25 protein-coding genes and 2 pseudogenes are annotated in these 25,610 nt (G+C 69.3%); 16 read left to right on the top strand and 11 right to left on the bottom strand.

The window, feature by feature from the left end:
* The first annotated feature begins 23 nt into the window (after positions 1-23).
* From ElP_RS38190 to ElP_RS16700, 4 genes are all read left to right on the top strand, one after another.
* Positions 24-623, top strand: coding sequence for a sensor histidine kinase (locus ElP_RS38190; RefSeq protein WP_197447054.1), 600 nt, complete (start codon positions 24-26; stop codon positions 621-623).
* 86 nt (positions 624-709) lie between these two features.
* Positions 710-2,263, top strand: coding sequence for a DUF3843 family protein (locus tag ElP_RS16710; RefSeq protein ID WP_197447053.1), 1,554 nt, complete (start codon positions 710-712; stop codon positions 2,261-2,263).
* Positions 2,264-2,605: 342 nt separating this feature from the next.
* Positions 2,606-3,217, top strand: coding sequence for a hypothetical protein (locus ElP_RS16705; RefSeq protein WP_145271180.1), 612 nt, complete (start codon positions 2,606-2,608; stop codon positions 3,215-3,217).
* Between the two features lie 236 nt (positions 3,218-3,453).
* Complete coding sequence (locus tag ElP_RS16700; RefSeq protein WP_145271178.1) at positions 3,454-5,610, top strand: non-reducing end alpha-L-arabinofuranosidase family hydrolase; 2,157 nt, start codon at positions 3,454-3,456, stop codon at positions 5,608-5,610.
* A 54-nt stretch (positions 5,611-5,664) separates the two neighbouring features.
* On the opposite strand, the gene ElP_RS16695 is transcribed toward ElP_RS16700, so the two are convergent.
* From ElP_RS16695 to ElP_RS16690, 3 genes are all read right to left on the bottom strand, one after another.
* Positions 5,665-6,372 (bottom strand): class I SAM-dependent methyltransferase, encoded by a 708-nt coding sequence (locus tag ElP_RS16695; RefSeq protein ID WP_145271176.1) that lies wholly within the window; start codon positions 6,370-6,372, stop codon positions 5,665-5,667.
* A gap of 119 nt (positions 6,373-6,491) precedes the next feature.
* The gene (locus ElP_RS38185) at positions 6,492-6,632 is read right to left on the bottom strand and encodes a hypothetical protein (protein ID WP_197447052.1); all 141 of its coding nucleotides are present in this window, start codon (positions 6,630-6,632) and stop codon (positions 6,492-6,494) included.
* A 185-nt stretch (positions 6,633-6,817) separates the two neighbouring features.
* A complete protein-coding gene (locus tag ElP_RS16690) occupies positions 6,818-7,048 on the bottom strand; it encodes a hypothetical protein (protein WP_145271175.1) in 231 nt (76 codons plus the stop codon).
* A gap of 451 nt (positions 7,049-7,499) precedes the next feature.
* Here ElP_RS16690 and ElP_RS16685 point away from each other — a divergent pair, with 451 nt between their 5' ends.
* Positions 7,500-7,817 carry an RNA recognition motif domain-containing protein gene (locus ElP_RS16685; protein ID WP_145271174.1) on the top strand — a complete coding sequence of 106 codons (318 nt, stop codon included), beginning with the start codon at positions 7,500-7,502 and terminating at the stop codon, positions 7,815-7,817.
* Between the two features lie 91 nt (positions 7,818-7,908).
* Here the strand turns inward: ElP_RS16685 and ElP_RS16680 are convergent, their stop codons facing one another.
* Entirely contained in the window at positions 7,909-8,841 is a 933-nt protein-coding gene (locus ElP_RS16680) for a ketopantoate reductase family protein (protein ID WP_145271173.1), read from the bottom strand.
* 236 nt (positions 8,842-9,077) lie between these two features.
* Here ElP_RS16680 and ElP_RS16675 point away from each other — a divergent pair, with 236 nt between their 5' ends.
* From ElP_RS16675 to ElP_RS16655, 5 genes are all read left to right on the top strand, one after another.
* Entirely contained in the window at positions 9,078-10,484 is a 1,407-nt protein-coding gene (locus ElP_RS16675; RefSeq protein WP_390836001.1) for a nucleoside hydrolase-like domain-containing protein, read from the top strand.
* A 95-nt stretch (positions 10,485-10,579) separates the two neighbouring features.
* Positions 10,580-11,701: a hypothetical protein gene (locus tag ElP_RS16670; RefSeq protein ID WP_145271171.1), complete on the top strand. Its 1,122-nt coding sequence runs from the start codon at positions 10,580-10,582 to the stop codon at positions 11,699-11,701.
* A gap of 2 nt (positions 11,702-11,703) precedes the next feature.
* A complete protein-coding gene (locus ElP_RS16665; RefSeq protein WP_197447050.1) occupies positions 11,704-13,095 on the top strand; it encodes a nucleoside hydrolase-like domain-containing protein in 1,392 nt (463 codons plus the stop codon).
* Between the two features lie 166 nt (positions 13,096-13,261).
* Positions 13,262-13,915, top strand: coding sequence for a methyltransferase family protein (locus tag ElP_RS16660; RefSeq protein ID WP_145271167.1), 654 nt, complete (start codon positions 13,262-13,264; stop codon positions 13,913-13,915).
* Positions 13,916-14,032: 117 nt separating this feature from the next.
* Positions 14,033-14,569: a DUF7691 family protein gene (locus ElP_RS16655; RefSeq protein ID WP_145271165.1), complete on the top strand. Its 537-nt coding sequence runs from the start codon at positions 14,033-14,035 to the stop codon at positions 14,567-14,569.
* Between the two features lie 65 nt (positions 14,570-14,634).
* Here ElP_RS16655 and ElP_RS16650 read toward each other — a convergent pair whose 3' ends face one another.
* Positions 14,635-15,114 carry a hypothetical protein gene (locus tag ElP_RS16650; RefSeq protein ID WP_145271163.1) on the bottom strand — a complete coding sequence of 160 codons (480 nt, stop codon included), beginning with the start codon at positions 15,112-15,114 and terminating at the stop codon, positions 14,635-14,637.
* Between the two features lie 976 nt (positions 15,115-16,090).
* Here ElP_RS16650 and ElP_RS16645 point away from each other — a divergent pair.
* Positions 16,091-16,522 carry an RING finger protein gene (locus ElP_RS16645; RefSeq protein WP_145271161.1) on the top strand — a complete coding sequence of 144 codons (432 nt, stop codon included), beginning with the start codon at positions 16,091-16,093 and terminating at the stop codon, positions 16,520-16,522.
* 125 nt (positions 16,523-16,647) lie between these two features.
* On the opposite strand, the gene ElP_RS16640 is transcribed toward ElP_RS16645, so the two are convergent.
* The gene (locus ElP_RS16640) at positions 16,648-16,887 is read right to left on the bottom strand and encodes a hypothetical protein (RefSeq protein WP_145271159.1); all 240 of its coding nucleotides are present in this window, start codon (positions 16,885-16,887) and stop codon (positions 16,648-16,650) included.
* A 182-nt stretch (positions 16,888-17,069) separates the two neighbouring features.
* The gene (locus ElP_RS16635) at positions 17,070-17,510 is read right to left on the bottom strand and encodes a hypothetical protein (RefSeq protein ID WP_231749759.1); all 441 of its coding nucleotides are present in this window, start codon (positions 17,508-17,510) and stop codon (positions 17,070-17,072) included.
* A gap of 892 nt (positions 17,511-18,402) precedes the next feature.
* Between ElP_RS16635 and ElP_RS16630 the strand changes: the two genes are divergently transcribed.
* A complete protein-coding gene (locus tag ElP_RS16630) occupies positions 18,403-20,058 on the top strand; it encodes an IS1182 family transposase (RefSeq protein WP_145269764.1) in 1,656 nt (551 codons plus the stop codon).
* Between the two features lie 212 nt (positions 20,059-20,270).
* Here the strand turns inward: ElP_RS16630 and ElP_RS40670 are convergent.
* Both ElP_RS40670 and ElP_RS41210 read right to left on the bottom strand, forming a co-directional pair.
* Positions 20,271-20,774 (bottom strand): annotated as a pseudogene (locus ElP_RS40670) (transposase); the annotation flags it as partial.
* Between the two features lie 4 nt (positions 20,775-20,778).
* Positions 20,779-21,072 (bottom strand): annotated as a pseudogene (locus ElP_RS41210) (transposase); the annotation flags it as partial.
* Here ElP_RS41210 and ElP_RS39690 point away from each other — a divergent pair.
* On the top strand, positions 20,986-21,210 hold the full coding sequence (locus tag ElP_RS39690; RefSeq protein WP_231749897.1) for a hypothetical protein: 225 nt from the start codon (positions 20,986-20,988) through the stop codon (positions 21,208-21,210). The pseudogene ElP_RS41210 and the gene ElP_RS39690 sit on opposite strands and share 87 nt — an antisense overlap.
* 134 nt (positions 21,211-21,344) lie before the next feature.
* Here ElP_RS39690 and ElP_RS16615 read toward each other — a convergent pair whose 3' ends face one another.
* On the bottom strand, positions 21,345-22,190 hold the full coding sequence (locus ElP_RS16615) for an IS5 family transposase (RefSeq protein ID WP_145271155.1): 846 nt from the start codon (positions 22,188-22,190) through the stop codon (positions 21,345-21,347).
* 470 nt (positions 22,191-22,660) lie between these two features.
* Between ElP_RS16615 and ElP_RS38175 the strand changes: the two genes are divergently transcribed.
* The 3 genes from ElP_RS38175 to ElP_RS16605 all read left to right on the top strand — a co-directional run bounded on the left by ElP_RS38175 (position 22,661) and on the right by ElP_RS16605 (position 25,045).
* On the top strand, positions 22,661-22,852 hold the full coding sequence (locus ElP_RS38175) for a hypothetical protein (protein WP_197447048.1): 192 nt from the start codon (positions 22,661-22,663) through the stop codon (positions 22,850-22,852).
* Positions 22,853-22,999: 147 nt separating this feature from the next.
* Complete coding sequence (locus ElP_RS38170) at positions 23,000-23,155, top strand: hypothetical protein (protein ID WP_197447047.1); 156 nt, start codon at positions 23,000-23,002, stop codon at positions 23,153-23,155.
* A 555-nt stretch (positions 23,156-23,710) separates the two neighbouring features.
* A complete protein-coding gene (locus ElP_RS16605) occupies positions 23,711-25,045 on the top strand; it encodes an IS701 family transposase (protein ID WP_145271150.1) in 1,335 nt (444 codons plus the stop codon).
* Between the two features lie 203 nt (positions 25,046-25,248).
* Here the strand turns inward: ElP_RS16605 and ElP_RS16600 are convergent, their stop codons facing one another.
* Positions 25,249-25,578, bottom strand: a complete 330-nt coding sequence (locus tag ElP_RS16600) for a response regulator (RefSeq protein ID WP_197447046.1) — start codon at positions 25,576-25,578, stop codon at positions 25,249-25,251.
* Positions 25,579-25,610: the final 32 nt, after the last annotated feature.

Genomic DNA, 25,610 nt, shown 5'->3' with positions numbered 1-25,610 from the left:
ACCTCTCCTACATCCTGGAGAACGTGGAGGGGCTGATCGACCGCTCCGGGGAGGGGCTCAAGCGGATTCAGGGGATCGTCAAGGACCTCCGGGACTTCGCCCGATTGGATTCGGGGGGGCTGTGCGAGATCGACCCGAACGACTGCCTGCGCTCGACCGTGAACATCATCGCCGGTCGTGCCGAGCAGCAGGGGGTGGAGGTGGCGCTGGACCTGGCCCCGTTGCCGCCGATCACCTGCGATCCGGGCAAGGTCAACCAAGTCCTGCTCAACCTGCTGACCAACGCCCTGGATGCCTGTCCCGATGGGGGCAAGATTACCCTGCGGACCCGGGCCGTCGCCGGGGGCGTGGAGATTCATGTCATCGACACCGGCCACGGCATCGACCCGGCCATCCGGGACAAGGTGTTCGACCCGTTCTTCACGACCAAGCCGGTCGGCAAGGGGACGGGGCTGGGGCTGAGCATCAGCTATGGGATCGTGCGGGAGCACGGCGGCGAGATCGCCGTCGAGTCGGTCCCGGGTCAGGGGACGCGCTTCACCGTCTCCCTGCCCTCGGCACCCCGGGGGGCGGTCCCGCCACCGAACCGGGCGATCCCAATGAGCAAATACAAGCGTACTTGAACTTCCGGGCGAACACCCGGTATGCCCGTCGGATGCCCCCGCACTCGGCGGATTCCCAGGCGGCATGGGATCAGAAAGAGAGACGAATGGCCAAGCTGCTCCACCGACCCGAAGGCCGCCGAGGAACCCTGGACGGCCACCTCTCCCGCATCCACGACGGCCTGGTGAGGGCGATGGTCGGGGCCCAGAAGGACTTTGCCCACGACACGCTGGGGTTGCCCAGGCCGGTCCTCAAGGCGCTGGCGGCGAGCCTGGTCGAGTTCGCCGAGGACATCCACTGCCAGGTCGGCATCTGGAGTAGCCTGGAGCGGCACAACCGGGAGTTCTTCGGCACGCCGCTGCCCTTCCTCACGGAGCCGGAGGTCGATGCCCCGCCGGGCGCGATCACGCCGGCCCGGGTCCGGCACCTCCTCTGGGTCCTCTACCCGCAGGCCATCCCCGACCTGATCATCGCCCCCGAGCACGTCGATCTGGTCCGCATGGCCGAGGTCGTCGCCGGGTTCCTGGGGGAACGGTTCGCCGACCTGCCGACGGACTCGGCCGTGACGCAGTTCCTCGGGACGCCCAACGAGTACGGCTGGGAGGTCAAGCGGAAGCTGGTCTGGCTGAGCACCCGGTCGTACCTCTTCCGCTACGCCTTCCAGCGCTACGCCGAGGAGCAGGGTGCCGAGCCCACGGACATCGGCATCATGGACGACTTCATCTGCCAGCAATGCACCGAATGGTCGGGGCTGGGGGCGCTGGACATCCTCGCCGACGTGCTCGACCTGCCCCCGGAACGGCGCGCCGACCTGCTCTCCTGGTCCGAGCGGCACAACGCCGTCTTCGAGGTGCGCTCGGGCAACAAGGACCGGATCGAGGTCCGGAACCTGATCAGCGGCGGCACCTACCACGTCCGCATGAACCTGGAGCGGAACCCGTTCCCCCGGGGCAGCTACGTCCTCGGCAGCCTGGTCCCCTGGGGCGGGGAATGGTACTGGTCCGGGCAGCAGAAGACCTTCAAGACGTTGAGCGCCAAGGAGATCGACGGGCTGAAGGAGGGCTATCGCAAGCTGCCGACCATCTACTACCGCTACAGCCCGGAGGACCTGGCGAAGGCGCGGGCCATGGTGCGCGAGCACTACGAGGAGTTCGTGGCCCGCCACGGCAAGGACTGGGTGGTCTACCCCGACGGGCTGGCGATGGCCGCCGACTGGCAGAAGGCGGCGAAGGAGAAGTTCGAGGCGTTGCCGCCCGCCAAGCAAAAAGCGCTGCTGAAGCGGCACGGGATGACGGAGTACGCACCCAGCTTCAGCCTGCCGCCGGACCTGCTGGAGGCCGAGGGCGGCATCGGGGTCTACTTCAACCCCGACGAAGGACAGGAGATCGTGGAGGGCTTCGACGAAGTGCTCTCGGGGCTGGCGAAGCGGGGCGTGGACCTGGAACCCGACGAGGCGGAAGCCATCAGGGGATGGGTCCTGAGCGATTCCATCAGCCCGGGGTTCGTGCGGCGGCTGGCCGAGCAGCACGGGGAGGAGTCGATCAAGGCGGCATTCCTGCTGTTCAAGCACCGGGAGGGCTACGCCCTGGACTACCTGCTGCGGCGGTACAAGGGGCGGTTCTACCGACCGAGGTATCCGACCCTGACGCTGGTGGAGTGATGGACCCAGGCCCGATGGCCCAATCGGGTGGGAGCGAAGTGGATGATGTCGGCGATGGGCCTCCTGAACACTTCATCGGGTCCTGTTGCGGGGAGGTCGTTGCCATCCACTTGTTCGAAAGGCCAGCAACAAGCCATGAGCATCAGGGACCGGAAATGCCTGCACCTGCACCCCGTCATTGACTCCAAACTGACCGAGATCGCCGGACCCTTGCCGGAGCCCCCCCCTTAGTTCAAGCCCTGGCTCCGGCTCGGGCCAGAATCCACATGGGGAGATCGCCTGCTGGTTTGCCAGGCGATCCGGGATTCCGGCTCCTTCGCTGCCGAGAGCGGCGACTTCCTGGTGTCCTGGGCCATCGAGGAGCTTGCCATCGCTGCGGAATCCGAACGGGCCGACGGCGTGGCGATGATGAATCGGCGGGAGAGTCGCCGGGCCTCGGATCGGATCGTTGCGGAGTTGCTGGAGGAGCACGGTGAAAGCGAGATGGCCCGGCGCTTCCGCACCGACCCCAAAAGCTATGCCCGCCGTCGTGAAGTGGGCCGCCGTTTCTTCTTCGGGGCGTCGGGATCGGAGCCCCCCGAGGATGCCGGATGGCTGGCGGGATTCGTTGAGGCCGTCTCGTCGGGCCTGCTGACCGATCCAGTGACCGGCAAGCTCGGAGTCCGGTATCGGGAGGAGGGCGGATTCTGGGAGATCAGCGTCTATCCGCTGCCGGCGGATGCAGTCGATCGAACGATTGATGGGCCTGCCCGATCACGGGGTCTGGCCTGGGACATCGAAATTCTGCGATCCCTCTTCGACCGCATTGATGGCCTGGGCTGGTATGCGTCCTGTGTCGATGAGGCCGAGAGCCCCTATCTCTGGCTCGAAGGCGGCTATCGGGACCACGAGGTCTTCCTCCGGTTGTTGCCGGGTAAGCCCGACCTCGTGGAACCTGGAGAGACTGACCGATGAGGGCCGGGAGGAGGCCGTCCGACGTTGCCCGTGGCGACTCCGGAATCGGACGACCGTGAGGCACGAACCCTGGATGGGGTCTCACGGTGGCAACTTGGGGTGTCGCCGGGAAACTTGGCGGGTCCTGGCCTCGTTCCTACCCCGTGAGATCGGTCGAGGGCCATCGCAATGGAATCGGCATGGTCGACAGGCTACCATCGGCCCCAGACCCGCCGAGAATCCCGGAGACCATCGAGATGCCCCAGCGGATCAAGCTCCCTCATTTCATCGTCGCCGCCCTGGCCCACATTCCGGCCCTCGCATTCTCGGCCCAAGCTGACGACCCGCCGCACCTCCCGCGCGGCTACTCCATCCCGCTGATCGACCTGGCCGACCAGGAGCATCGCCAGGTGGTCGTGGACCGGGAGGAGGGCCAATACCTCGGCCACCCGACCACCGTCCTGCTCGAAGACGGCCGGACCATCCTCGCCGTCTACCCCAAAGGGCACGGCCGAGGAGCCATCGTGATGAAGCGGAGCACCGACGGCGGGCTCTCCTGGTCCGACCGCCTGCCCACGCCGGAGAACTGGGCCTCCTCCAAGGAGACGCCCACGATCCACCGGGTCGTCGATCCGCAGGGCACGAAGCGGCTGATCCTGTTCTCGGGCCTGTACCACATCCGCATGTCGGTCTCCGAGAATGACGGGGAGACCTGGACGCCGCTGGAGCCGATCGGCGACTTCGGCGGCATCGTCGCCATGGCCAGCGTCGAGCGGCTCAGGGACGGCTCCTACATGGCCCTGTTCCACGACGACGGGCGGTTCCTGCGGGACGAGGGCGAGGTGACCATGTTCCGGGTCTACAAGACGATCTCGAAGGACGGCGGCCTGACCTGGGGCCAGCCGGAGGTCATCGCCGAGCACCCGGAGGCCCACCTCTGCGAACCGGGCCTGATCCGCTCCCCCGACGGCGAGCAGATCGCCGTGCTGCTGCGGGAGAACAGCCGCCGGTTCAGCTCCTTCGTCATCTTCTCCGACGACGAGGGCCAGACCTGGACCGAGCCCAGGGAGTTGCCCGGGGCGATGACCGGCGACCGGCACGTCGGCAGATACGGGCCGGACGGCCGGCTGTTCATCTCCTTCCGGGACACGACGCACGAGAGTCCCACCAAGGGGGATTGGGTCGGCTGGGTCGGCTCCTACGACGACATCGTGCAAGGACGGGAGGGCCAATACCGGGTGCGGCTGATGGACAACACCAAGGGGACCGACTGCGCCTACCCCGGCGTGGAAGTCCTTCCCGACGGCACCTTCGTCGCCACGACCTACGGCCACTGGGACGAGGGCGAGGTGCCCTACATCGTCAGCGTCCGGTTCACCCTGGCCGAACTCGACGACTTGGCCCAACACCTATCAGGCGTTGACACCAAGGAAAGCAATGCCCGGCGATCACAGGACATCGAGGCGTTGCTCTCGGGTCAGTTCCGCTGGGCCGTTACCGCCCCGATCGTGGCCCCCGCCGAGAGGCCCGACGATCCTTGCCACGCCATCGAGGACCCGACCGTGGTCCATCACGACGGCCGCTGGCACCTCTTCTGCACCATCCGCAGCCGCCATCGCACCCACCAGATCGAATACCTCTCGTTCACCGACTGGGAGGACGCCGACCGGGCCGAGCGGCATGTCCTGACGCTCACCGACGGCTACTTCTGCGCCCCGCAGGTCTTCTACTTCGCCCCGCACCGCAGGTGGTACCTGATCTATCAGGTCGCCGAGCCGTCCCGGAAGCCGGCCTTGCAGCCGGCCTTCTCCACCACCGAGGACATCGCCGACCCCGGCTCCTGGAGTGAGCCGACATTGGTGTTCGAGGAGCATCCGGAGAACGTCAACGCCTGGATCGACTTCTGGGTCATCTGCGACGAGGCCAAGGCCCACCTGTTCTTCACGTCGCTGGACGGGCGGATGTGGCGGTCGGCGACGACGCTGGGCGACTTCCCCGGCGGCCGGGATCGGCCCCGGGTTGTCCTCGAAGCCGACATCTTCGAGGCCAGCCATACCTACCGGCTCAAGGGGCTCGACCGCTACCTGACGGTGGCCGAGGCCCAGGGCGACGGCGGGCGGCGATACTACAAGGCATACCTGGCCGATCGGCTGGACGGCGGCTGGGAACCGTTGGCGGCGACCCCGGAGCGCCCGTTCGCCGGGCCGGTCAACGTCCGGTTCGAGGGCGAGCCCTGGACCGACTCGTTCAGCCACGGGGAACTGCTGCGGGCCGGCGTCGATGAGCGCCTGGAGGTGGACCCATCTGGCCTGCGGTTCCTCTTCCAGGGGGTCGCCGACGAGGATCGGCGGGGTAAGCCCTACGGCGAAATCCCCTGGCGGCTGGGCCTGCTGGAGGCGGTGCCGGGGCCGTGAGGAGTCGTAGGGCCGCAGGCCAATACCCTGATGGAGCCTCTATGCCGGGCGAGGTCAGCCGCCGGACTTCCGCCCCACGATCAGCGCCCGGTTGGCGTGAAGGTGCAGGCAGGCCGCCTCGAAGCCGGCACCCCGGAACCAGGCGAGGTGACCCTCCAGGTCGGCGGGCCGGTCGCCCTGATCGGCCAGGACATCGAGGTGCTCGGCATAGGTCCGACCCTCGGCCAGGGCGGTCCCATGGACCCGGCCCAGCCGCTCCCAAAGGGCCCGGTAGCTGGGGAACAGCCCCGGTGGCTCGACGGCGATGCGATCCAGCAGCAGGAACAGCCCGCCCGGCATGAGGGCATCGAAGACCCGGGCGACGACCCCGACCTTGTGCCGGTCGGCGAGGTTGTGGAGCGTCTGGACGCTGAAGACGATCGGGTATGGCCCCGATGGCAACTCCAGCGAGCCGAGGTCGGTCAGGTCGTGGCGGATGGCCTGGTAGCGGCCCCGCCAGGGGGCCAGCCGCCCGGCGGCCAGGCCCAGCATCGCCTCGGAGTGGTCGATGCCGACGACGTGGACCTCGGGGAGGCGCCCGAAGAGTGACTCCTCGACCCGCCCGGAGCCCATGCCGATGTCGAGGATGGCCGTGCCGGGTCGGTGCTCCTGCTCGATGATCGTCAGCAGGAGGTCGAGTTGCTCGGTGCGGGCCGGGTTCCGGGCCGCCGGGTCGGCGTCCCAGGCCCGCGCCGTCGCCGCATCGGTGAAGTCCTGGGCCATGGGTGCCCCGCTGGGCTGTGCGCCGTGGTCGATGTCGCCGTCACTGCCCCGAGCTTGCCTCAATCCGGGACGATGGCCCCCTCGTCGATCGGCTCGTCGGGCGTCTCCGGCGGCGGGGCCTAGGGCGCGATCGGTTCTCCCGGCCTCGGTTCGGCGGGCTCCTCGGTGTCGGCCAGCGGGATGTCCGGCGTGTCGGGCGAGGCGGGGAGGTAGACCGTCTTGCCCTCGGGGCGGTCCTGCGGCTCGTTCGAGTCCGGCATGGCTGCGGCTCCCCTCGGTCACGGGATGGGCAGTAACGCTCCAACTCCAGGATACGGGGCCGCCTGCCCGGTGCAACGGAGACCCCGGAGGTCCGACCCTCCGGGGAGATTGTCTCGTGGAGGCGTCCGAGACTGTCCCGTCCGATGCGATCCCCAGTCCGGACAGCGGCCAACCGGACTGGCCTTCAGGCCCCCTCCACCAGGGCATAGGTGCCGCCCATGTCGCGCCGCAGCTTGCCCCGGGCCACGAGTTCCTCCCAGACGCCGGCCGGATGCCCCGGCGGGGGCGTAATGCCGGTGATCGCCGACCTCTTCCCGCCGCCCCGGCTGAGCCCCGACTCGTCGTCGAGCCGGGTCAGCTTCAGCCGCTTCTTGAACGCCTTCAAGGCCCGCTTGAGTTCCTCGTCCGTCGCCATGGCGGCCTCCTCGTGGATCGGGGATCGGCAGCACAGTCGGGGGCGGGGCAAGGCCAAGGGCCGATCCCGGACCGTCACCGGATCAGCAGACCATTCCGGCCCGATCATCCCACCGCCGGGCTCGATCTGCCATCGGGTCGGGCCTGTCGTGCGAGGGGAATCCCGACCCGAGTCGTCCACCCCGGCCCGGTCGGGCTGTCGGCTCGCCCTGTTTACCCCTGAAATCGGGGACCTCGGACAATCTTCCCGGCGGGGCGACCCTTTCCGATCATGGCGACGTAGTATCCCCAGGTAGAAGAACGATCGAGCCTGCGACGTTGATCCTTTTGGTATCGCCCTCGCCTGCCTCCCTCGCCTTTCCGCCTGACGGGCCGCCTAGTCGGCCCCTTTCTCCCGGGACCCGGAAAGAGATCGTTGGGTCCCTCCGATCCGTTCGAAGAAGAGAAGCGCCTTGAAGAAGCTGTACGTCGGGAACCTGCCGTTCCAGGCCACCGGTCCCGACCTCGAAGAGTTGTTCGCCGGGTTCGGCGAAGTCGCCAGCGCCCAGGTCGTCGAGGACCGGGAGACCGGCCGCAGCCGGGGCTTCGGCTTCGTCGAGATGGACGACGCCCATGCCGCCCAGGCGGCCATCGACACCTTGCACGACCACGAGTACGGGGGCCGTCGGCTGACGGTCAACGAGGCCAAGCCCCGTGAGGCCCGTGCCGGCGTCGGCGGCGGCTACGGCGGCGGTCGTGGCTACGGCGGCGGATACGTTCGGACCTACTGACCGATTTCCGCCTCCTTGAGGTGAATGACGGGAGGGCCATCGAGCATGACCCTCCCGTTCTTTTTGCGCCGAGTCGCCCACCTCTCCCCGCTCATCCCCCAGCCTCGGCCTCATCCCAACCCCGACCTCCCAGGGCCGCCGTCGCCGTGTCATGCACCGGCGTCTCGACCCCGGAGAGCCTCCCCAGACGGGAGACCGCCCCGCTGAGGTCGTCGATCTCCGTCGGGCCGCCGGCCTCCACGTCCAGCAGCAAGCTCGGTTTCATGTCCGGGGGCAGTGTCCCGAAGAACCGCAGGATGCTCTCCTCCTCCCCCTCGGGAAGGGCCACGCCCCGGGCACGGGCCACGGCCACCGCCTCCCGCACCAGCCGCCCGATCAGCAAGCGGCCCGGGGCCGTCTCCCACAGCGGGCCGATCGGCGAGCGGGCCAGGCCGCAGGCCGCCGCCATCGAGGCGATGAAGGCGAACTTCCGCCACACCTCCACGGCGATGTCGCCGCTGACCAGGGCCTCGGCCCCGGCCTGCCGCAAGGCCGAGGCGATCCGCTCGGCCCGCTCGGAGACCCCGCCGGCCACCTCGCCGACCACGACCCGCTGGAGCGTGCTGTAGCGCTCGACGACGCCCGGCCCGACCCTGGCGGCACTGATGGCGGTCAGGCCGCCGAGCACGCTGTCGGCGGGTACGCCGAGCTTGACCAGCCGCTCGACCACCTCGACGCCGTTGAGCAGCGGTAGGACCACCGCACCGTCCTCGGCCAGGGCACGCGCCGCCGGGGCGACTTCCGGCAGGGAGTAGTTCTTGACGGCGACGACGGCGTAGTCGGCCCGGCCAAGGGCCTCCGGGGCATCGGTGGCCTGGACCGGGGCGGTGAAGGCCCCCTCCGGCGTGCGGACCTCGATGCCCCGCCGTCGGAGTGCGTCCAGGTGCGGCCCCCGGGCCAGCATGACGACATCGTGGCCGGCGCGGGCCAGCAGGCCGCCGTAGTAGCCGCCGACGCCCCCGGCCCCCAGGATGGCGATCCTCATCGTCCCCGCCCCCTCCCACGACGCCGACCTCGGTCGGTTGAACCGCCCCCGGGCAAGGCCACCTCAGCGACCCGGATCACGCCCGGCCCTCGGCCCCGTTCCGATCCCGCTGGGAAATCGAGAGAGGGGCACCGCCAGCCGGGAGTCGATGTCCCCCTCCGGCGGGGCCCGCTATCATACCCCTTTTGGCCCCCCGGACCGAGGCATGGGGGCGAGACGCATCGACGCTCGGGGAGATGGCCATGATCGAGTCGAGGAGGTGCGGGCGGTGGGCCGTCCCGGTCCTGGCGAGTCTGTTGCTGCCCACCATGGCGCTTCCGAGCCACGCCGACGATGGCCCCGAGCCGGAGCAGCGGCGGGTGCTGGTGCTGACGGACATCGGCAACGAGCCGGACGACTCGCAGTCGATGGTCCGGTTCCTGCTCTACACCAACGAGTTCGACGTGGAGGGCCTCGTCGCCACCACCTCCACCTGGCTCAAGGACCGCATCAACCCTGAGATGATCATCGAGCGGGTCGCCGCCTACGGCCAGGTCCGGGAGAACCTGATCAAGCATGCCGACGGCTACCCGACCGAGGCATCCCTCCGGGAGCGGATCAAGGAGGGGCGAGCCGAGTTCGGCATGGCCGGCGTCGGCGCGGGGAAGGACTCCGAGGGCTCGGACTGGATCATCGAGGTCGCCGACCGGGACGACCCCCGGCCGCTCTGGGTGCCGATCTGGGGCGGGGCCAACACGCTGGCCCAGGCCCTCTGGAAGGTCAAGCAGACCCGAAGCCCCGAGGAGGTCGAGCGGTTCATCGCCAGGCTGCGGGTCTACACGATCTCCGACCAGGACGACGCCGGCCCCTGGATGCGGGAGACGTTCCCGGACCTCTTCTACATCGTCAGCCCCGGCTGCGACTACGCCAGCGCCACATGGTCCGGCATCTCCGGGGAGAAGCACTACAAGTTCGAGGGGCCGGACTTCTCGCTGGTCTCCAACGACTGGATCGACGCCAACGTCCAGCACGGCCACGGGCCGCTGGGCAAACTCTACCCCGACACCGCCTACATCATGGAGGGAGACACGCCGTCGTTCCTGTTCCTGATCCCCAACGGGTTGAACGCCCCGGAGCACCCGGAGTGGGGCGGCTGGGGCGGGCGCTACGAGGAGCAAAACGGCTTCTACACCAACACCGCCGATACGGTCGTCGGGTCCGATGGCAAGGCTTACACCACGGGACAGGCGACGATCTGGCGCTGGCGGGAGGCGTACCAGGACGACTTCGCCGCCCGGATGGACTGGTGCGTCCAGCCGCATGAGGAGGCCAACCACCCGCCCGTGGCAAGCCTGGGGCACGCCGAGGAGCTTCACGCCAAGGCCGGAGAGGTCGTCCGGCTCGACGCCGCCGGCTCCTCCGACCCGGACGGGGATCAAATTTCATACGAGTGGATGTTCTACCCGGAGGCCGGCACGTATCGGGGGCCGCTGGAGATCAAGGACGCCGACAAGGAGCAGGCCCGCCTCACGGCCCCGGGAGTCGAGGAGCCGCATGTCGCCCACGTCATCCTCAAGGTGACCGATGACGGCACGCCAGCCCTGACCCACTACCGGAGGGTGCGGATTACCTTCGAGCCGTCCGGCAGCAAGGACCGGCGTTGATCCTCCCGACGCAGGCGGCATCATGGCGAGCCGGCAGGCGTGATCGCCCCGTCGTCGGGGGCGACGAATCCGCACGCACCAGGACCTACCCTCCCATGGCAATCTCTCGCTCGAATGGCTTCGGGACCGTCGCCTTCTGCCTGGCCGTCCTCTGTCTCCTCGGCAGCACCGCCCCGGGCCAGGCGTCACGGAGGAACCCGCGCACCACCGACTGGGGTCAGAACCAGGAGCCGACCGTCGGCGACTGGGGCTTCGACCGCCCCGGCTACCCGCCGGGCCTCTATGTCCACGGCATCACGGTCAAGCAGGGCGAGGCGGTCACCAACCCGGTCATCTACGACAACGATGTCTACGACGACGTGTTCGACGACGAGTGGGCCTACGCCATGGCCAGCCTCGGCGAGATGGACCTCACCGGCCTGATCGTCACGCCGGTCCTCACCGACTTCTGGGGCTTCTCGAAGCCGGAGTGGACGCAGACGGCCCTCGACTCCCGGGCCAACGCCGAGGCGTCCGGCATGCGGATGGGCCGCATCCCGCCCATCACCGTCGGCACGGAGGCCGAGAGCGAGCAGGCCGGCGAGCGGAAGGGCTCGGCGGGGGCACGCCTCTACGTCCGGCTCATCAACGAGCAGTTCGAGAAGGACCCGGGCCGCCCGCTGATCGTCAACATCGGGGGCCAGGGCGCCACGCTGGCCTCGGCCTACACGCTCGACCCGGGCATCGCCGGCAAGTGCGTCGTCTACCACACCGACCTGAAGGTCTACAACGGGCACTACCGCTGGGCCTCCGAACTGGTGGCCCGGCACTTCCGGGTGGTCAGTTGGGGCGACGACCACTGGTGGATACCCAAGCCCTGCCAGGACCAGTGGCGGGTCCTCCCCCGGCCCGAGCACTGCGAGGCCGAGGACAACGGCCCGAGCAGCGGGGAGTGGCGTCTGCTGACCGACCTGGGCGTCCCGCTGCTCGACTACATGGTCCTCCAGTTCCGCAACCGCCCCGAGTACAGCCCAGGCGAGCGGAAGGCGGATGGCTACCTGGACGGGACGTTCATACACGCCTGGCTGCCGGGCCTGTTCGCCGACGCCGCCTTGATGGAAATCCGGGGCGGCGAGGTGCTGCACGTCACCTCGTTCACGCCCGAGAACGAGCGGCGGGCCAAGGAGTTCACGATGGAGGTCCTGCTGGACCCGAGGGCCTACGGCAAGGAGCGATGACCATGGACCATCTCCTCCGGCTCCTGCCGCTGCTGGCATGCCTCACGGGCCAGGCTTCGGCGGCCGACCCGCCCGATCGGCCCCGGCTGGTCGTCCTGACGGACATCGGCAGCCTGACCGCCGGGGTCGCCGAGCCGGACGACGGCCAGTCGGTGATCCGGCTCATGTTCTACACCAACGACTTCGACATCGAGGGGCTGATCGCCTCGTCCAACCTCGGGCACGGGCAGCGGGTCCGGCCCGACCTGATCCGTCGGGTGGTGGACGCCTACGGCGAAGCCCTGCCCAACCTCTTGCTCCATGACGATCGCTATCCGCCGGCCTCGGACCTCGCCGGGATAATCAAGGCGGGCCGACCGATCGCTGGGCCGAACGTCCCGGTCGAGCAGAGCGTCGGAGAGGGCAAGGACACAGAAGGCTCCGACTGGATCATCGAGGTCGTGGACCGGGATGACCCCCGGCCGCTCTGGGTCCTGATCTGGGGCGGTTCCGCCGACCTGGCTCAGGCCCTCTGGCGGGTGCGAGCGGATCGGAGCCCCGAGGACCTCGACCGATTCCTCGCCAGGCTCCGGGTCCACTCGATCGGCGACCAGGACGCGACCGGCCCCTGGATCAGGGACGAGTTCCCCGGCCTGTATACGATCATCCAGCGGCGGGCCTATCGGGGCATGTACCGGGGCGGCGATCCGGAGTTGGTCTCCTCCGATTGGGTCCGGGAGCACATCCACGGCCACGGCCCGCTGGGCGACCTCTACCCGGACTACGACGGTGGCGACATCTGGTCGAGGACGCTGGGCAGGGTGCGGGGGATCAAGGAGGGGGACACGCCGTCGTTCCTCTCGCTGATCCCCAACGGCCTGGGCGACACCGAGGACCCCTGGCTGGGAAGCTGGGGCGGCCGGTTCGAGGGCGAGGGGCACCGGCTCGCCGACGTGGCCGACGCCGACCTGGACACCTCGGGAGACCCCGACCCGAGGATGTCATCGGTCTACAGGTGGCGCCCGGCGTTCCAGGCCGACTTCCGGGCCCGGCTCGACTGGTGCGCCGAGCCCTACGAGCAGGCCAACCACCCGCCGGTCGTCCGCATCGCAGGCGAGCGGGATCGGTCCGTGTCGCCCGGAGGGGTGATCACCCTGGACGCCGGGGCCTCATCCGACCCGGACGGCGACGAATTGAGCTTTGCCTGGTCGGTGTACCCGCAACCGGCCGACGCCGAGGCGATCCCCATCGAGGACCTGGGATCGGGCCTGGCCCGGCTCACGATCAACCCGGATGCCTCGGCGCGCACGATCCCGGTCCTGCTGACGGTCACGGACGACGGCGATCCGCCCCTGACCCGGTATGGGCGGGTGCTGGTCCGGGTCGATGAGGGCGGGGATTCCCGTCCGAGGTGAGCGTCGGGGCGTCCCGACACTCGGAGACCCCCGATCGGTCCTCGATCACCGTCGGACTTTTTGGATTCACAAAATATTGGATTGAAATCGGCGAAATCCGGACGATAATGACGTTCGACCGAGCCCCATCGTGGTGGCTCCTGCCGGTGCCCGTGGGAGTTCAGCCATGGCGATCGTCCCCCGCATCCTGGCCGTCGAGGCGGCCCTGGCCGCCATCCTCTTCACCGCAGCCGGGCGGATGGACCTGCCCTGGTTCTGGGCCGTCCTCGCCCTCCACGCCACGCTGATGGCCGCCGGCATGCTGGCCATCGACCCCGACCTCCGGAAGGAGCGGCTGCGACCGGGGCCGGGGGGCACGAGCCGCCGGGTAAGGTTCTTCGCCCTGCCTCTGGTGCTGGCCCACCTCGTCGTCGCCGGGATGGATGTCGGGCGGTTCGGCTGGTCCGGGCCGATGCCAGTCGCCGTGCAGGCCGGCGCCCTGCTGGGTTACGCCGCCGGCATGGGCCTGTCGATCTGGGCCATGGCAGCCAACCGGTTCTTCTCGCCGGTGGTCCGCATCCAGGCCGAGCGGGGGCACCACGTCGTCAGTTCCGGCCCCTACCGCTTCCTGCGGCACCCCGGCTACACGGGCCTACTCGTCGGGACGGTGTGCGGGGGGATCGCCCTGGGCTCGTGGTGGTCGCTGCTGCCGCTGGTGCCCCTGGTCGCCCTGTTCCTGCACCGCACGGCATTGGAGGACCGCTTCCTCCGGGAGGGCCTGGTCGGGTATGCCGACTACGCCCGGCGGGTGCGCTTCCGGCTGGTGCCGGGGCTGTGGTAGACGAGGGACCCGGGGGGCGACTTCCGATTCAGCCATGCTCGGCCCTTCGGCGTCCGGCCACCGACGGTTGGCCGGGTTCGAATCGGGCTCCGACGATCGACGGCCCGGGAGGCGGGGATGGGATACTCCACGACCCTCTACGGAGTGGACTTGGAGCGGCTGAGGACCGCGCTCGGCTCGGAGGACCGTGCGTTGCTCGCCCGGATCAAGGAGGCCGAGCGGGACGAGTTCGAGCGCAGCGACGACTGGTTCGACGAGGACAGGCTGACGCTGGCCCAGGCCCTCGACGACCTGATCGAAGGCCGGGTCAGCCGACCGGACTGCGGCTTCCAGTACGCCTATGCCCTGGAGCTTCTCTGCCGCTGGCTCGGGGCCGAACTGCCGCACGACGACCTGCTGGGCTCCCTGGACGACCTCGAAGTGGAGACCCTGCTGGAGCGGGCGAGGCTGCCGGTGGAGATACCGACGCCGGAGGACTTCCCCGTGGTCAGCCACCTCACTTCGGAGGAGGTCCACGGCGAACTGGTGCGGCTCTCGGCCATCGACCTGTCCTTCCCCGAGGACGAGGACATCGAGGAGGCCCGGCACGCCCTCGTCAGGTGCCTGGAGGCGGCGCGCAAGCGGGGCGTCGGGGTCGTCTCCTTCTACTACTGATCGAGGTCGGCGGCCAGGGCATCTCGGGCCGGAGCAGAAGGACGGCATCCGGGTCGATCACCTGGTCACTCCGGATTTCGCCCCGAAGCTCGATTCCGCCCGGCCTCCTCGGGCGTCACCCGGCCCCGCCAGCCCAGCCAGCGGGTCGGTCGGCCGGCACCGCTCACCTCGCCGGACTCGGCGACGGTACGCCGGAGGTGCTCCACCAGCGGTTTACCCTCGAACCGCACCTTTCGGGTGCAGTCGCAGTCGTTGCAGGCCGGGTAGCCCTCGCAACGGGCGGGGCTGCGGGCGTCGGCGACCACGATGTCGGTCAGGTACGCTTCCAGGTAGGGCAGTTCCTCCTCCATGGCGACCCCGTAGGACTCCCGGCAGTAGCAGACCTCGACCCAGCGGATCGCCCCGCTGGCGTCCACCCGGCCTCGCCGGAGCACCGCCCCCAGGTCGCCGTAGGGGAAGCCGGCGCCGAAGGAGCCGTCCTCCAGGGCGGTCAGCAGTTCGGCCCGCTTGCCCGGCCTGACCCGGGCCGAGATCAGATACCGCACGTCCTCGACCTCCTCGGATGATCGACCCTCCGGGGGATTCTATGGTCCGAGCATATCCCGCTTCACTTACAATTCACTGGATAAGCTCGATCAACAGGTCGAAATGCTCGCTTCCAGACGATGCCTGCCATGACACCACTAACCCGGCCCGAAAGACGGTGGGTCGATAAGGTCTGTCGGCGAAGGTCACTCCGCACAGGGCAATTACACGATCCGCCTGTTCGATATCCGCGCAGGCTCCTCCGATTCCCGCGCCCTTTCTTTGAGGCGACGTTGGAATTCTTCATTCACAGCTACTTGGGCGGGCGTCTCACTGGGAACCTCGGCCTTCCGTCGTGGCCTGCCTCCGATGGGGTCCCGGGGGACTAGCTCCTCTACAGGGACTTCTTCCAAATCTCGTGGAAGCAAGACCTCCAACCGGAGGAATACCATGAGTTTGCACGCGCATGAGAAGCTGAGGTCCCTCTCCCCTTTGGCGTATCTGGAGATTTGAGGGACGGACACCCCTGTCCCCCTGCTGATGTCAGCGTAGGTCCGCTCCCCAGCGCAATAGGCCAATATCGCGCGACGGAGGAGGGCCGCTGCACCTGCATCCTTGGAGTTGTGGCTCAGGAATACCGCTCTCTGGTCGCCCATCGGGACTCGTCTCGTCTCGACCTTTGCTCCAGTGAAGAGTTCATCCTACTAAGAAACCTAACCAGAAGGCAATTGCATCCCACGCCAAAGCATAGTGTCCAAAAATCTCATAGTCCGGGGCGAGATGATTTTGAGGAACGTGTCCTTCCGGTTAGCTTTCCCATCGGTTATGATTTTTTCTCCGCTCAGCGAGAGTTGCGGTGATCGTCCACGAGATATTACTCGTGGAGCCCTTACCACTTCGAAGCCCGAGTTCCTTACGTCCGAGGGCGCCGACCCTGAGCTAGTTTGTCAGCATGGGTGCTCTCTCGAATCGGTATATTCCCCGTGGAGTGGACCGATGGCCAAGAAGAAGAAGCGGACCCAGGGGGGATTCCAGTCCTTCGTCACGATGGTCCTACTGGAGGAACTCCATGACCCCGGGCTGGCCTCCGAGCACCTGGACACCTTCCGGCAGGCCGTCCTCAAGGCCGTCAACGACCTCCTAGAAGAGGAAGAGGACGAGTACGACGAGTGCCTGGACATCCGAGACGTTGCCCGGGAGGCTATCCTCCAGGTCGCCGGGGACCTCGACGACTTCGAAGAGGAGGCCGAGGAGGACCTCTACGAATGTGGGGTGTGCATGGAGGAGTTCGACGCGAACGAGGAGGAGCCCCACGTATGCCCCGATTGCGGGCAACACTATTGTCAGACCTGCGCGCGGATCGACACCGGTCAAAAGACGTTGTGGATTGTCTGCTCCTGCAAGGAGGAGGCGGAGGAGGACCAATAAGGACGCGCCACAGTAATACCGGATTGCCTGGATCACTCTCATTTCGTGGGCTGGGTGCCTGGGGCAGTATGCCGCAGGCACCCAGCCGAAGGGGCAGTCATCCAAGATATTTGGTATTAGGAAGCTCACCCTGGGGGCATGGAGGTTTTCAACCCCTTCAAGGACTGGGCCTTGCCGCTGCCGCAGCAGAGGTCCAGCCAGGCCGCTCCATCTTGCTGCCTCGTGGCAGACTTGAGGAAGCCGACGGGATCGAACCGCAGTTCCCGGTGGTAGCTGTTGGAGCCGGCGAGGTCCCGCTCCTGGTTCATCCGGCAGTTGGCGACGACCGCCGACCGCTCCAGTTCCTCGTCGCTCAGCAGACCCATGGTCGCAGACCCTCAATTCCCGGACTCTCGTCGGCGGGGGCATCGGGACGGTATCCCTTGCGGGGCTACGCCCCTCCCAGGAAGTACCGGTTCGCCGCCACCAGGGCGACGAAGTGGAGGTACTGGTCGAGTCCGATCGTCGTGAAGAACCCCCGCATCATCCCCGTCGGCACCTCTGCGGTTCAGTAGTCGTCGAAGCGGGCCTTGTCCTCGCCGCAGTGCCAGTTGCCCCACTTGGCGACGGTCGGACCCCCGGCGGGCACGGTCGTCCCCCGGTCGGAGTAGCCCCTGGGGATGCCGCCGAAGCGGGTCACCGCCAGCGCCCGGACCAGCCCGGGGAGCCTGATACGCAGGTCCATCATGCCCCGTGCCCCGGGCAGGCGCGGCCCGCCCCAGAGCGCCAGGGCGGTCAGGGAGTCGAAGTCGTCGCCGAAGATGGCGTGGTAGACGACCCGCTCGACCGAGACGAAGTGGCCCATGAAGCGGGGGTGCTCGACGAGCAGCCGGCCCCGGTCCACCCGGATGCGTGGCAGGGTCTCGAAGGCCAGGACCGGGCGGTCGAGGCGGCGCCGGAGTTCGGCGGTCTCGGGCGGGTCGAGGCCCACGAGCAGCAGCGGTTCCACGGACATGCTCCCCTGCGGCGTGGCGAGGCATCAGCGGGAAATCGAGACCCACCAGCGGGGTGATCGCCCTCGCTACTTGGATGCCCCCGGCGATCCTGGGGTTCGGGAATGGGACCGACCGAGCCGGGTGGTCTCCTCGATAGCCCCGCAAATCACATAAATGACCGTTGAAAATGTGTTGCGCGAAGTGTTGCGCTGACTCAGCAGGACTCGCTCCGGCTCACTGCCGCTCACCGCCGCTCAGGGGCGTGGCGCCCATGACGCAACTTATTGTGGTATTGCGTGTTGCTTCCTATAGCCTTGAGGCGACACGGACTTGCGTTCGCAGATCGAAAAATGGGAATATCTTACTCTTAATCAGCGGATTGAAGGTTCGAGTCCTTCGGAGGGCACTCAGCAAGCAGGCGTCAGATTCCGACAGCCGACGCCTAGTTCGGCTGTCGGAGATCACAACAGTAGGCGCTTCCTCAACGGAGCCAGGCGTTTGCACTTCTTCCAGCAATAGAACCGTGCGAGGGCCGTGCGCCTCAGCCAACGCTCCCGGTCGCGGGCGATCCGCACCGGCTCGTCACACCGACACACTGACCGCAGCAACGCCGTCAGGCCGGCGCGCACCTGCGGCGCCGTCAACGCCGACGCCCGCTTTTTCCCCCGACGCGCCTCCTGAGCCAGGATCCACGCCGCGATCAGCGACAACGCCTGGTGGTGGTGCCAGCCCGTGTACGTCCGCACCTGGGACTCGGTCTGGCCCGCCTCGCCCTTGCCGCGCGGTAGGCGCTCCTCGACCCGATGGCCTGCCCGCGCCACCGATCCTGCTGGCGAATCCGAGATCGACCAGCGGGTGGGGCTTACGCTACGTCCCAGGGGAATCCCACCCGGACGGAGCCCGCACATGTCGCTTCACCCACGGCCGATCGGATCGGTGCCCGAGGAGGCCGCCCGCGTCGCGCACGCCGCCTTCCCCGGTGGCAACACCTACATTGCCCTGCGCGATGAGCTGGGCACGATCTTCCGAGACGACGACTTCGCCGACCCGTACCCGAGCCGCGGCCGCCCCGCTGAGTCCCCCTGGCGGCTGGCCCTCGTGACCGTCTTCCAGTTCGCCGAGGGGCTGTCCGACCGCCGCGCCGCCGACGCGGTGCGCGGGCGGATCGACTGGAAGTACGCCCTCGGCCTGGGGCTCGACGACCCCGGCTTCGACGCCTCGGTCCTCTGCGAGTTCCGGGCGCGGCTCGTCGCCGGCTCGGCCGAGGGGCGGCTGCTCGACGCGCTCCTCGATCTCTGCCGCGGGCGCGGCTGGCTGAAGACCCGCGGCCGCCAGCGCACCGACGCGACGCACGTCCTGGCCCGCGTCCGCAACCTCGACCGGCTCGAGTGCGTCGTCGAGACGATGCGCCACGTCCTGAACAGCCTGGCAGCGGCGGACCCAGAGTGGCTCCGCCGTCAGGCCCGGGCGGAGTGGGTCGAGCGCTACGGCCGGCGAGCCGAGGAGTCCCGGCTCCCGGACTCCGAGGAGGGCCGCCGCGCCCTCGCCCGGGAGGTCGGCAAGGACGGCCACGCCCTGCTGGCGGCGGCCTACGACGCCGGCGCCCCGCCCTCGGTCGCGCGATCGCCGGCGGTCGAGACGCTGCGCCGGGTCTGGGTCCAGCACTTCCTGGTCGAGGCCGGCGGGCTGCGTTGGCGGGCCGAGGGTGACGGCATCCCGCCCTCCGCCGCGTCGATCAACTCGCCTCACGACTCCGAGGCCCGGTACGGCAAGAAGCGGTCGACGATCTGGGTGGGCTACAAGGCCCACCTGACCGAGACGTGCGACGACGAGTCGCCCCACCTGGTCGTCCAGGTGACGACCGCGCCGGCGCCGGCGGCCGACGGCGATGCCCTGGCCGGGATCTACGAGCAGCTGGGCCGGAAGGATTCGCTGCCGGGCAAGCACCTAGCGGACACCGGCTACATCGACGCCGAGCTGCTGGTCAGCAGCCGCCGCGACCACGGCGTGGAGCTGATCGGGCCGACGCGGCCGGACTACGGCTGGCAGGCCCTGGCCGGCGGCGGCTTCACGGCGTCGGACTTCGCCATCGACTGGGAGGGCAGCCGGGCCACCTGCCCGGAGGGGCGCGTCAGCTCGGGGTGGACGCCGGCCGTGGAGCGGGACCACACCGAGGTCGTGCACATCAAGTTCTCGAGGAAGGACTGCAAGCCCTGCCCCGCCCGAGAGCGGTGCACGGGGGCGGCGAGGCGGTCGCTGACGATCCGGGCCCGCGAGCCGTTCGAGGCGCTGAGGGCGGCCCGCGCGCGGGAGGAGACGGAGGAGTACCGGGCCGACTACGCCCACCGCGCGGGGATTGAAGGGACGATCTCGCAAGCGGTCCGGGTCGCCGGGCTGCGGCGATCGCGCTACGCGGGTCGGGCGAAGACGCACCTCCAGCACCTGGCGACGGCGGCCGCGATCGACATCTTGCGCGTCGTCGACTGGCTCGCGGAGGCACCTCGAGAAGCGACCAGGACGTGCGCCTTCGTCCGGCTGATCACCGCGGCCGTCCCGGCCTGACATTTCGCCAGCAGGATCATCGGGGGGGGCAGGTCAGCCGGCAACGTCTCGGGCGGGGGATCCGACAGGTCGTAGTCCTGCTTTGTCGCACCGGCCTCGTCGCGACCGCGGAGCACCGCCAGCAACTCCTCGGGCCCGATCCGCCCCCGGTCGGTTCGGGCCACCACCCGAGTCGCGACCAGCTCCACGACATTCTGGCCGCGCTCGCCGTCGCCCACCTCGATCCGACGCCACGACCCCGGGGGCCGCGACCCGGCCCACGCCCGGGCCTGCTCGAAGGCCCGCTTCGGGGGACGCCCGCGCCCGCCCCGCTCGGGCGGCTCGGCCTCCAGGTCGCGCACCGTCGTGTTCGATGGCACCGCCAGCAGGTAACGCTCCTCGCGGCGGCGCAACCCGGCCCGGGACCGTGACGACCGGCCCATCTCGTTGTCCCCGGCGACCCAGCCGTGCGGCAGCGGCGGCCCGGCCTCCTCGAGCATCTCCGGCGCCAGTCCGCGCCTCGTCCGGTACCGCTCCCCCCCGGGGATGCCGCGCCGCTTCGGGCGGGCTCGGTCCTTGGCCCAACCCTTCGGCAGGTAGAGCCGGACATCGACCAGGGCGTGCTCGTGGCACGTGGCGTAGGCTATGGAGACGCCCACCTGCGCCGTTGTCGACCTTGCCGAGCCGGCCGACCCACTGCCGCTGGCCCCCCACCGAGGTGTTGCCCTCCTCGGCAAACCCCGAGGGGTCGAAGACGACCACCCCGCCGGGCGTGCCTGGCTCGCGGCCCACCTGGCTGGCCAGCTCGCGCAGCAGGGGGGGGTGGTCCCAGGTGGAGGAGCCGACGGGGCGCTGTAGGCCGTGGCGTTCCCGGTCGTGGAGGTAGGCGATCGACTCGGTGTTCTTCCGCTCCAGGTCGGAGGCCGGCCCGGCCGGGTAGGTCCGGGCGTGGTCGCGTTGCTCGCGGCGGACCAGGCGTTCGGCGAACGGCCGGGCGAACTCGGCGAGACGTTCCAGGCCGCCGTCGAAGAGCACCGGGGGGATCTCGCACTCGTCGAGCAGTTGCTGCTTGCGGATCCGGTGGCGCCAGTGCATCGGCGACCTCCCGGCGAGGTTGCCCTCGCCAGAAGTCTCTCCTGGCTCAGGTCTTGGGCGCTCTCAACCGATCTCTGACAGCCGAACTAGCACCGCAATATGAAACGACTTAGGGCACCCTCCGTGGTGCCCTAAGTCGTTTCCCCTCCGACAACCTCCGCGTCCCCCCGCCCCCCTCCGTACGCAGCTCCTGAAAGCTGGCCTGTAACAGGCTATCCGGGAATGATCGCCTGTAAATCTCGGTACTTGAAGGGTACGGGCTTCTTCGACTGATCGCCACTCAAGAGCCTGAGCATCCGACGGATCGAGCGGACCTTGATCATCGCCTCGCTCGAATCGGCCGACCACTCGTGGTCCCGGCTGTGCCACCGGTATCGGCCCAACCAGGCGAATCTCCGTTCCTCGACCCGGCGGCGATGGAGCAACACGACGCCCTTCGCCCCGGCCGGTCGGCTGACCGCCTCGATCACGTAGCCGACCTGCGCTCGCTTCATCCGGCCGTTGAGCCCGTGCTCGTGACACCTCCCGTCGGCCCACACCTCGCCCAGCCGGGTGCGGTGCTCGGCGGTCAGGCGGGCCAGCCCCCTCGGGGCCGTCGTGCCGTCGTCGGCCGACGCCCCCGTCACCAGCACGACCAAGAGCAAGCCGAGGCTGTCCGCGATGACGTGCCGCTTGCGCCCCCGCAGCCTCTTGCCGCCGTCGTAGCCCCGCTCGCCGCCGACTTCCGCGCCCTCGACCGCCTGGCTGTCGATGCTCCCGGCCCCCGGCGACGGCTCCCGCCCGGCGGCTCGCCGGGCCTGCCGACGCAGGGCGTCGGGGATCACCTGGCAGGTGCCGTCGTCCCGCCACTGCTCGAAGGAATCGAAGACGGTGCTTTGGGCCGGGAAGTCGTGGGGGAGCATGTCCCACTGGCAGCCGCTGCGGGCCTGAGAGAGGATGGCGTTGAGCCCCTCCCGCATCTCGACGTCATGAGGTCGCCCCGGCGAGGAGACGGGGATCAGCGGCTCCAGGACGGCCCACTGCTCGTCGGTCATGTCCGAGGGATAGGGATTGCGCATCGGGGCCCCTCCTGTTGCCGTCGTGACGAGCGGACTCCCTGGCTCGGCAACACCTTACGCTGCCCTGCTATTCCCGGATAGCCTGTTACCCGGGGGCCACGTATGTCGGGCTGGCCGACGGGGCCAAGGGGAACCGGGGCTACCTGGATTACGAGGTCGAACGCCAGGCCGTCGACTCCCACCACGCCACCCAGCACATCCGATCCGCTGTCCCCCGAGGGTGCGACGGGGCTGCGGCCGCGGGTCGACTCCCGGTGCCACCGGCCGGAGCGCGAGGCCTGGGCGGCCGGGGCGCTGATCGCGGACCTGGAGGCGCGGGGCGCGGCGTTGGGCCGCAAGCGGCTGCCGGCGGAGGTGGACTCGGCGCCGACGCACCTCCGCGACCGGGCCAGGCGCGGGCGGATGGATTACGCCGGGCTGTCGGCCCGCGGCATCCCGATCGGCACGGGCGTGACTGGGGGGCGTGCGGGGTGCCGGTGGAGCAGCGGCGGTGCGGCTCGGGGATGAAGCGGAAGGGCCGCGGGGCGGAGACGGTGTTGAGCCTGCGGGCGTGGACGTACACGGCGGGTCCGTGGGAGCGGTTCTGGGCGAAGCTCAACGGGGAGGGCTTCCCGGCGGCGCAGGGCCCGACGGCGGCGTACTATCACATCATTCCGAGGTAACATTCTTCGAGTTCGTTCATGACGTCCGGCGCAGGGGCAAGGCGTTACTGGCCTCGCTGATCGGTCTCCTCGTAGCACCCCGGAATCCCGGATGAGCCCCGGCCGATTGAGCGGCAGGTCGAGGGCCGCGAGGACGACGAGGACGAGATGATCCGGGGCTACAGCGGGGCGGGCCACTCGGCGGCGACCGACGACGGCCGACCGCCGCTGGTGGCCGCCGGGCTGACGGTGCAGGGCCGCCTGGCCGCGGTCGTCGCGAGTCTGGACCGAGTGGCCACAAAAAGGGGCTCCCGAGCCAGCTGAGCCGTCTACGGGCGATCCTGGCCGAGGGCTTGGAGGCGACCGAGGCGATGTGGCCGGACGTGCGTGTGGCCTTCGGCTGGGTGCATCGGGCCGCCGTCATCCTCCGCAACAAGAAGGGCCCGGACGGCGCCGGGGTGAGGTGTCGCTAACGCGGCCTGATCACCGCGATCGCCCGCCATCGCCGGGCCTCGGGCCGGCCGAGCCCTTCGAGCATCTCCTGAAGGTGACGCGGAGCTGTTACCACGAGCGGCGGGCCAGCGGGCGTAGGGTCACCTGCCTGGGGGCGGTGGTGCGGGGCCCGGTGCGGCTCGCGACCGGCGTCATCGAGGGCCGGGCGGGCCGAGGCGGGGCGGTGGGACTTCTCCCGCAAGTAGGTGGCGCCCTCGGCGTCGAAGGCCCGCAGGGCGTTGCGGACGGACTGGGTCGAGCAGCCGATCCGGGGGGCGATCCGCGAGGGCTTGAGCTCGACTGATGCAGATTTCGTGGGTCCGCCTTGGCGGTAGCATGGGGAGTTGAACCGGCTTCCCACGACCACCGACCGAGGACGGACCCGCCGTGATCCTACCATCAGAAGCCGCGCCGTTGCTCCAGGCGCTGGCCCCTGCCTTCTCACGGCCGACCTTCACGCGTTTCGCGCTGCTGATGGGTGCCGCGATCCTGGCCACCGGCCGACGCACCGTCGCCAATCTGCTGCGGATTGCCACGCCGATGGCCGCCGGGCATCTCACGACCTACCAGCGGGTCTTCTCCTCGGCCTCCTGGTCGGCGATGCACCTGGCCTGCGACCTCTGCCGGCTGGTCCTGACGTTGGTGCCCGCCGACCGGCCCGTCCTCCTGGTCGGCGACGACACCGTCGAGAACCATCCGGGCCGCAGGGTCTACGGCAAGGCGCGGCACCGCGACCCGGTCCGCTCCAGCCACGGCTACACCGCCTGGCGCTACGGCCACAAGTGGGTCGTGCTCGCGGTCCTGATCCGCTTCCCGTGGGCGACGCGCCCCTGGGCCCTGCCGGTCCTCGTGGACCTGTATCGCTCCGAGGAGAACGACCGGGCCCGCGGCCGGCCTCATCGCACGCCGGCGCAGGTCATGGCCACGCTGCTCCGGGGCATGCTGCTGCGGTTCCCGGAGCGGCGGTTCGTCTTCGTCGGCGACGCCGGCTACGGCACGCACGAGCTGGCCCGCTTCTGCCGTCGGCATCGGGACCGGCTGACCCTGGTCAGCAAACTGCATCCCGAGGCCAACCTCTTCGAGCCGCCCCCGCCGTACCGGGGCAACGGCCGGCCGCCGGTCAAGGGCGCCCGGCGTCCCAAGCCGAGCCAGGCGGCCGCCGCCGCCGAACTGCGGAGCGAGACGGTCGCCTGGTACGGCGGCGGGACGCGGTCGGTGGGCATCGCCCAAGGCGCGGGGCACTGGTACAAGGCGGGCGAGGGGCTGGTCGAGATCGCCTGGGTCTTCGTCCGGGATCGGACCGGCACGCATCGCGACGAGTATTTCTTCAGCACCGATCCCGACATGGGCCCGACGGCCATCATCGAGGCCTACGCCGGCCGCTGGAACCTGGAGACCACCTTTCAAGAGTTGCGCTGCCATCTCGGATTGGAGACGACGCGGGGCTGGTGCCGGCGGACGGTCCTACGGGCGGCGCCGTGCCTATTCGGGCTGTATACAGTGGTGGCGTTGCTGTACCAGGCCCTGCCCGAGTCGAAACGGGACGGCGGGGTTCATTGGCCGGGCAAGTCGGGCGTGACGTTCTCGGATGCGCTGACGGCGGTGCGCCGCCGGCTGTGGCGGGAGTGGGTTTTCCCACAGGCCGGGGGCGTGGCGGCTATCGAAGAACTCCCCCGGCCGTTACAGGATGTCCTGTTCTACGCCCTGGCACCCGCGGCATAGCCCCAAAAATCTGCATCAGTCGAGCTGAGTCCCTCGGCGCTGGCCGCGAGGATCTGGCAGCGACGCAGGGTGAAGGCCGAGGGCGAGCGGAGGCCGGCCCGCATCGCCTGATGCTCGTCGGGGGTCGGTGGCCGGATGAAGAGAGGTGGGTTCACACCGCATCTACGACGATCGCCTTGCAACGGATCAGCCCTGATCCTGCACTAGCCGAGGACGCGCCGGATGGTGGTTTCCAGGTCGGAGAAGGTGACCGGCTTGGCCAGGAGGTCGATGAAACCGGCCTCCAGGCACTCCTTGAGGTCGACCTCGGTGCTGTAGCCGGAGACGGCGATCCCGGGGATCGGGCCGAGCCGTCGCATCAGATCCAGGCCCGAGCCGTCGGGGAGGCTCAGGTCGCTGATCAGCAAGTCGAAGGGGCCGCAGGCCGACCCAACCCGGGTCGCGTCGTCGACCCCGGCCGCCGTGACCACGCGGTAGCCGGCCCGGGTCAGCAGGCTGGACAGGACCCGGGCGATGTCGCGATTGTCTTCCACCAGCAAGATGCTCCGCCCGTCGCCCGGCCGGC

The sequence above is a fragment of the Tautonia plasticadhaerens genome, from assembly GCF_007752535.1.
In the GTDB taxonomy this organism is placed as follows: Bacteria; Planctomycetota; Planctomycetia; order Isosphaerales; family Isosphaeraceae; genus Tautonia; species Tautonia plasticadhaerens.
Note: the sequence above shows the minus strand (reverse complement) of the source record. Positions and strands in the feature narration are given on the sequence as shown.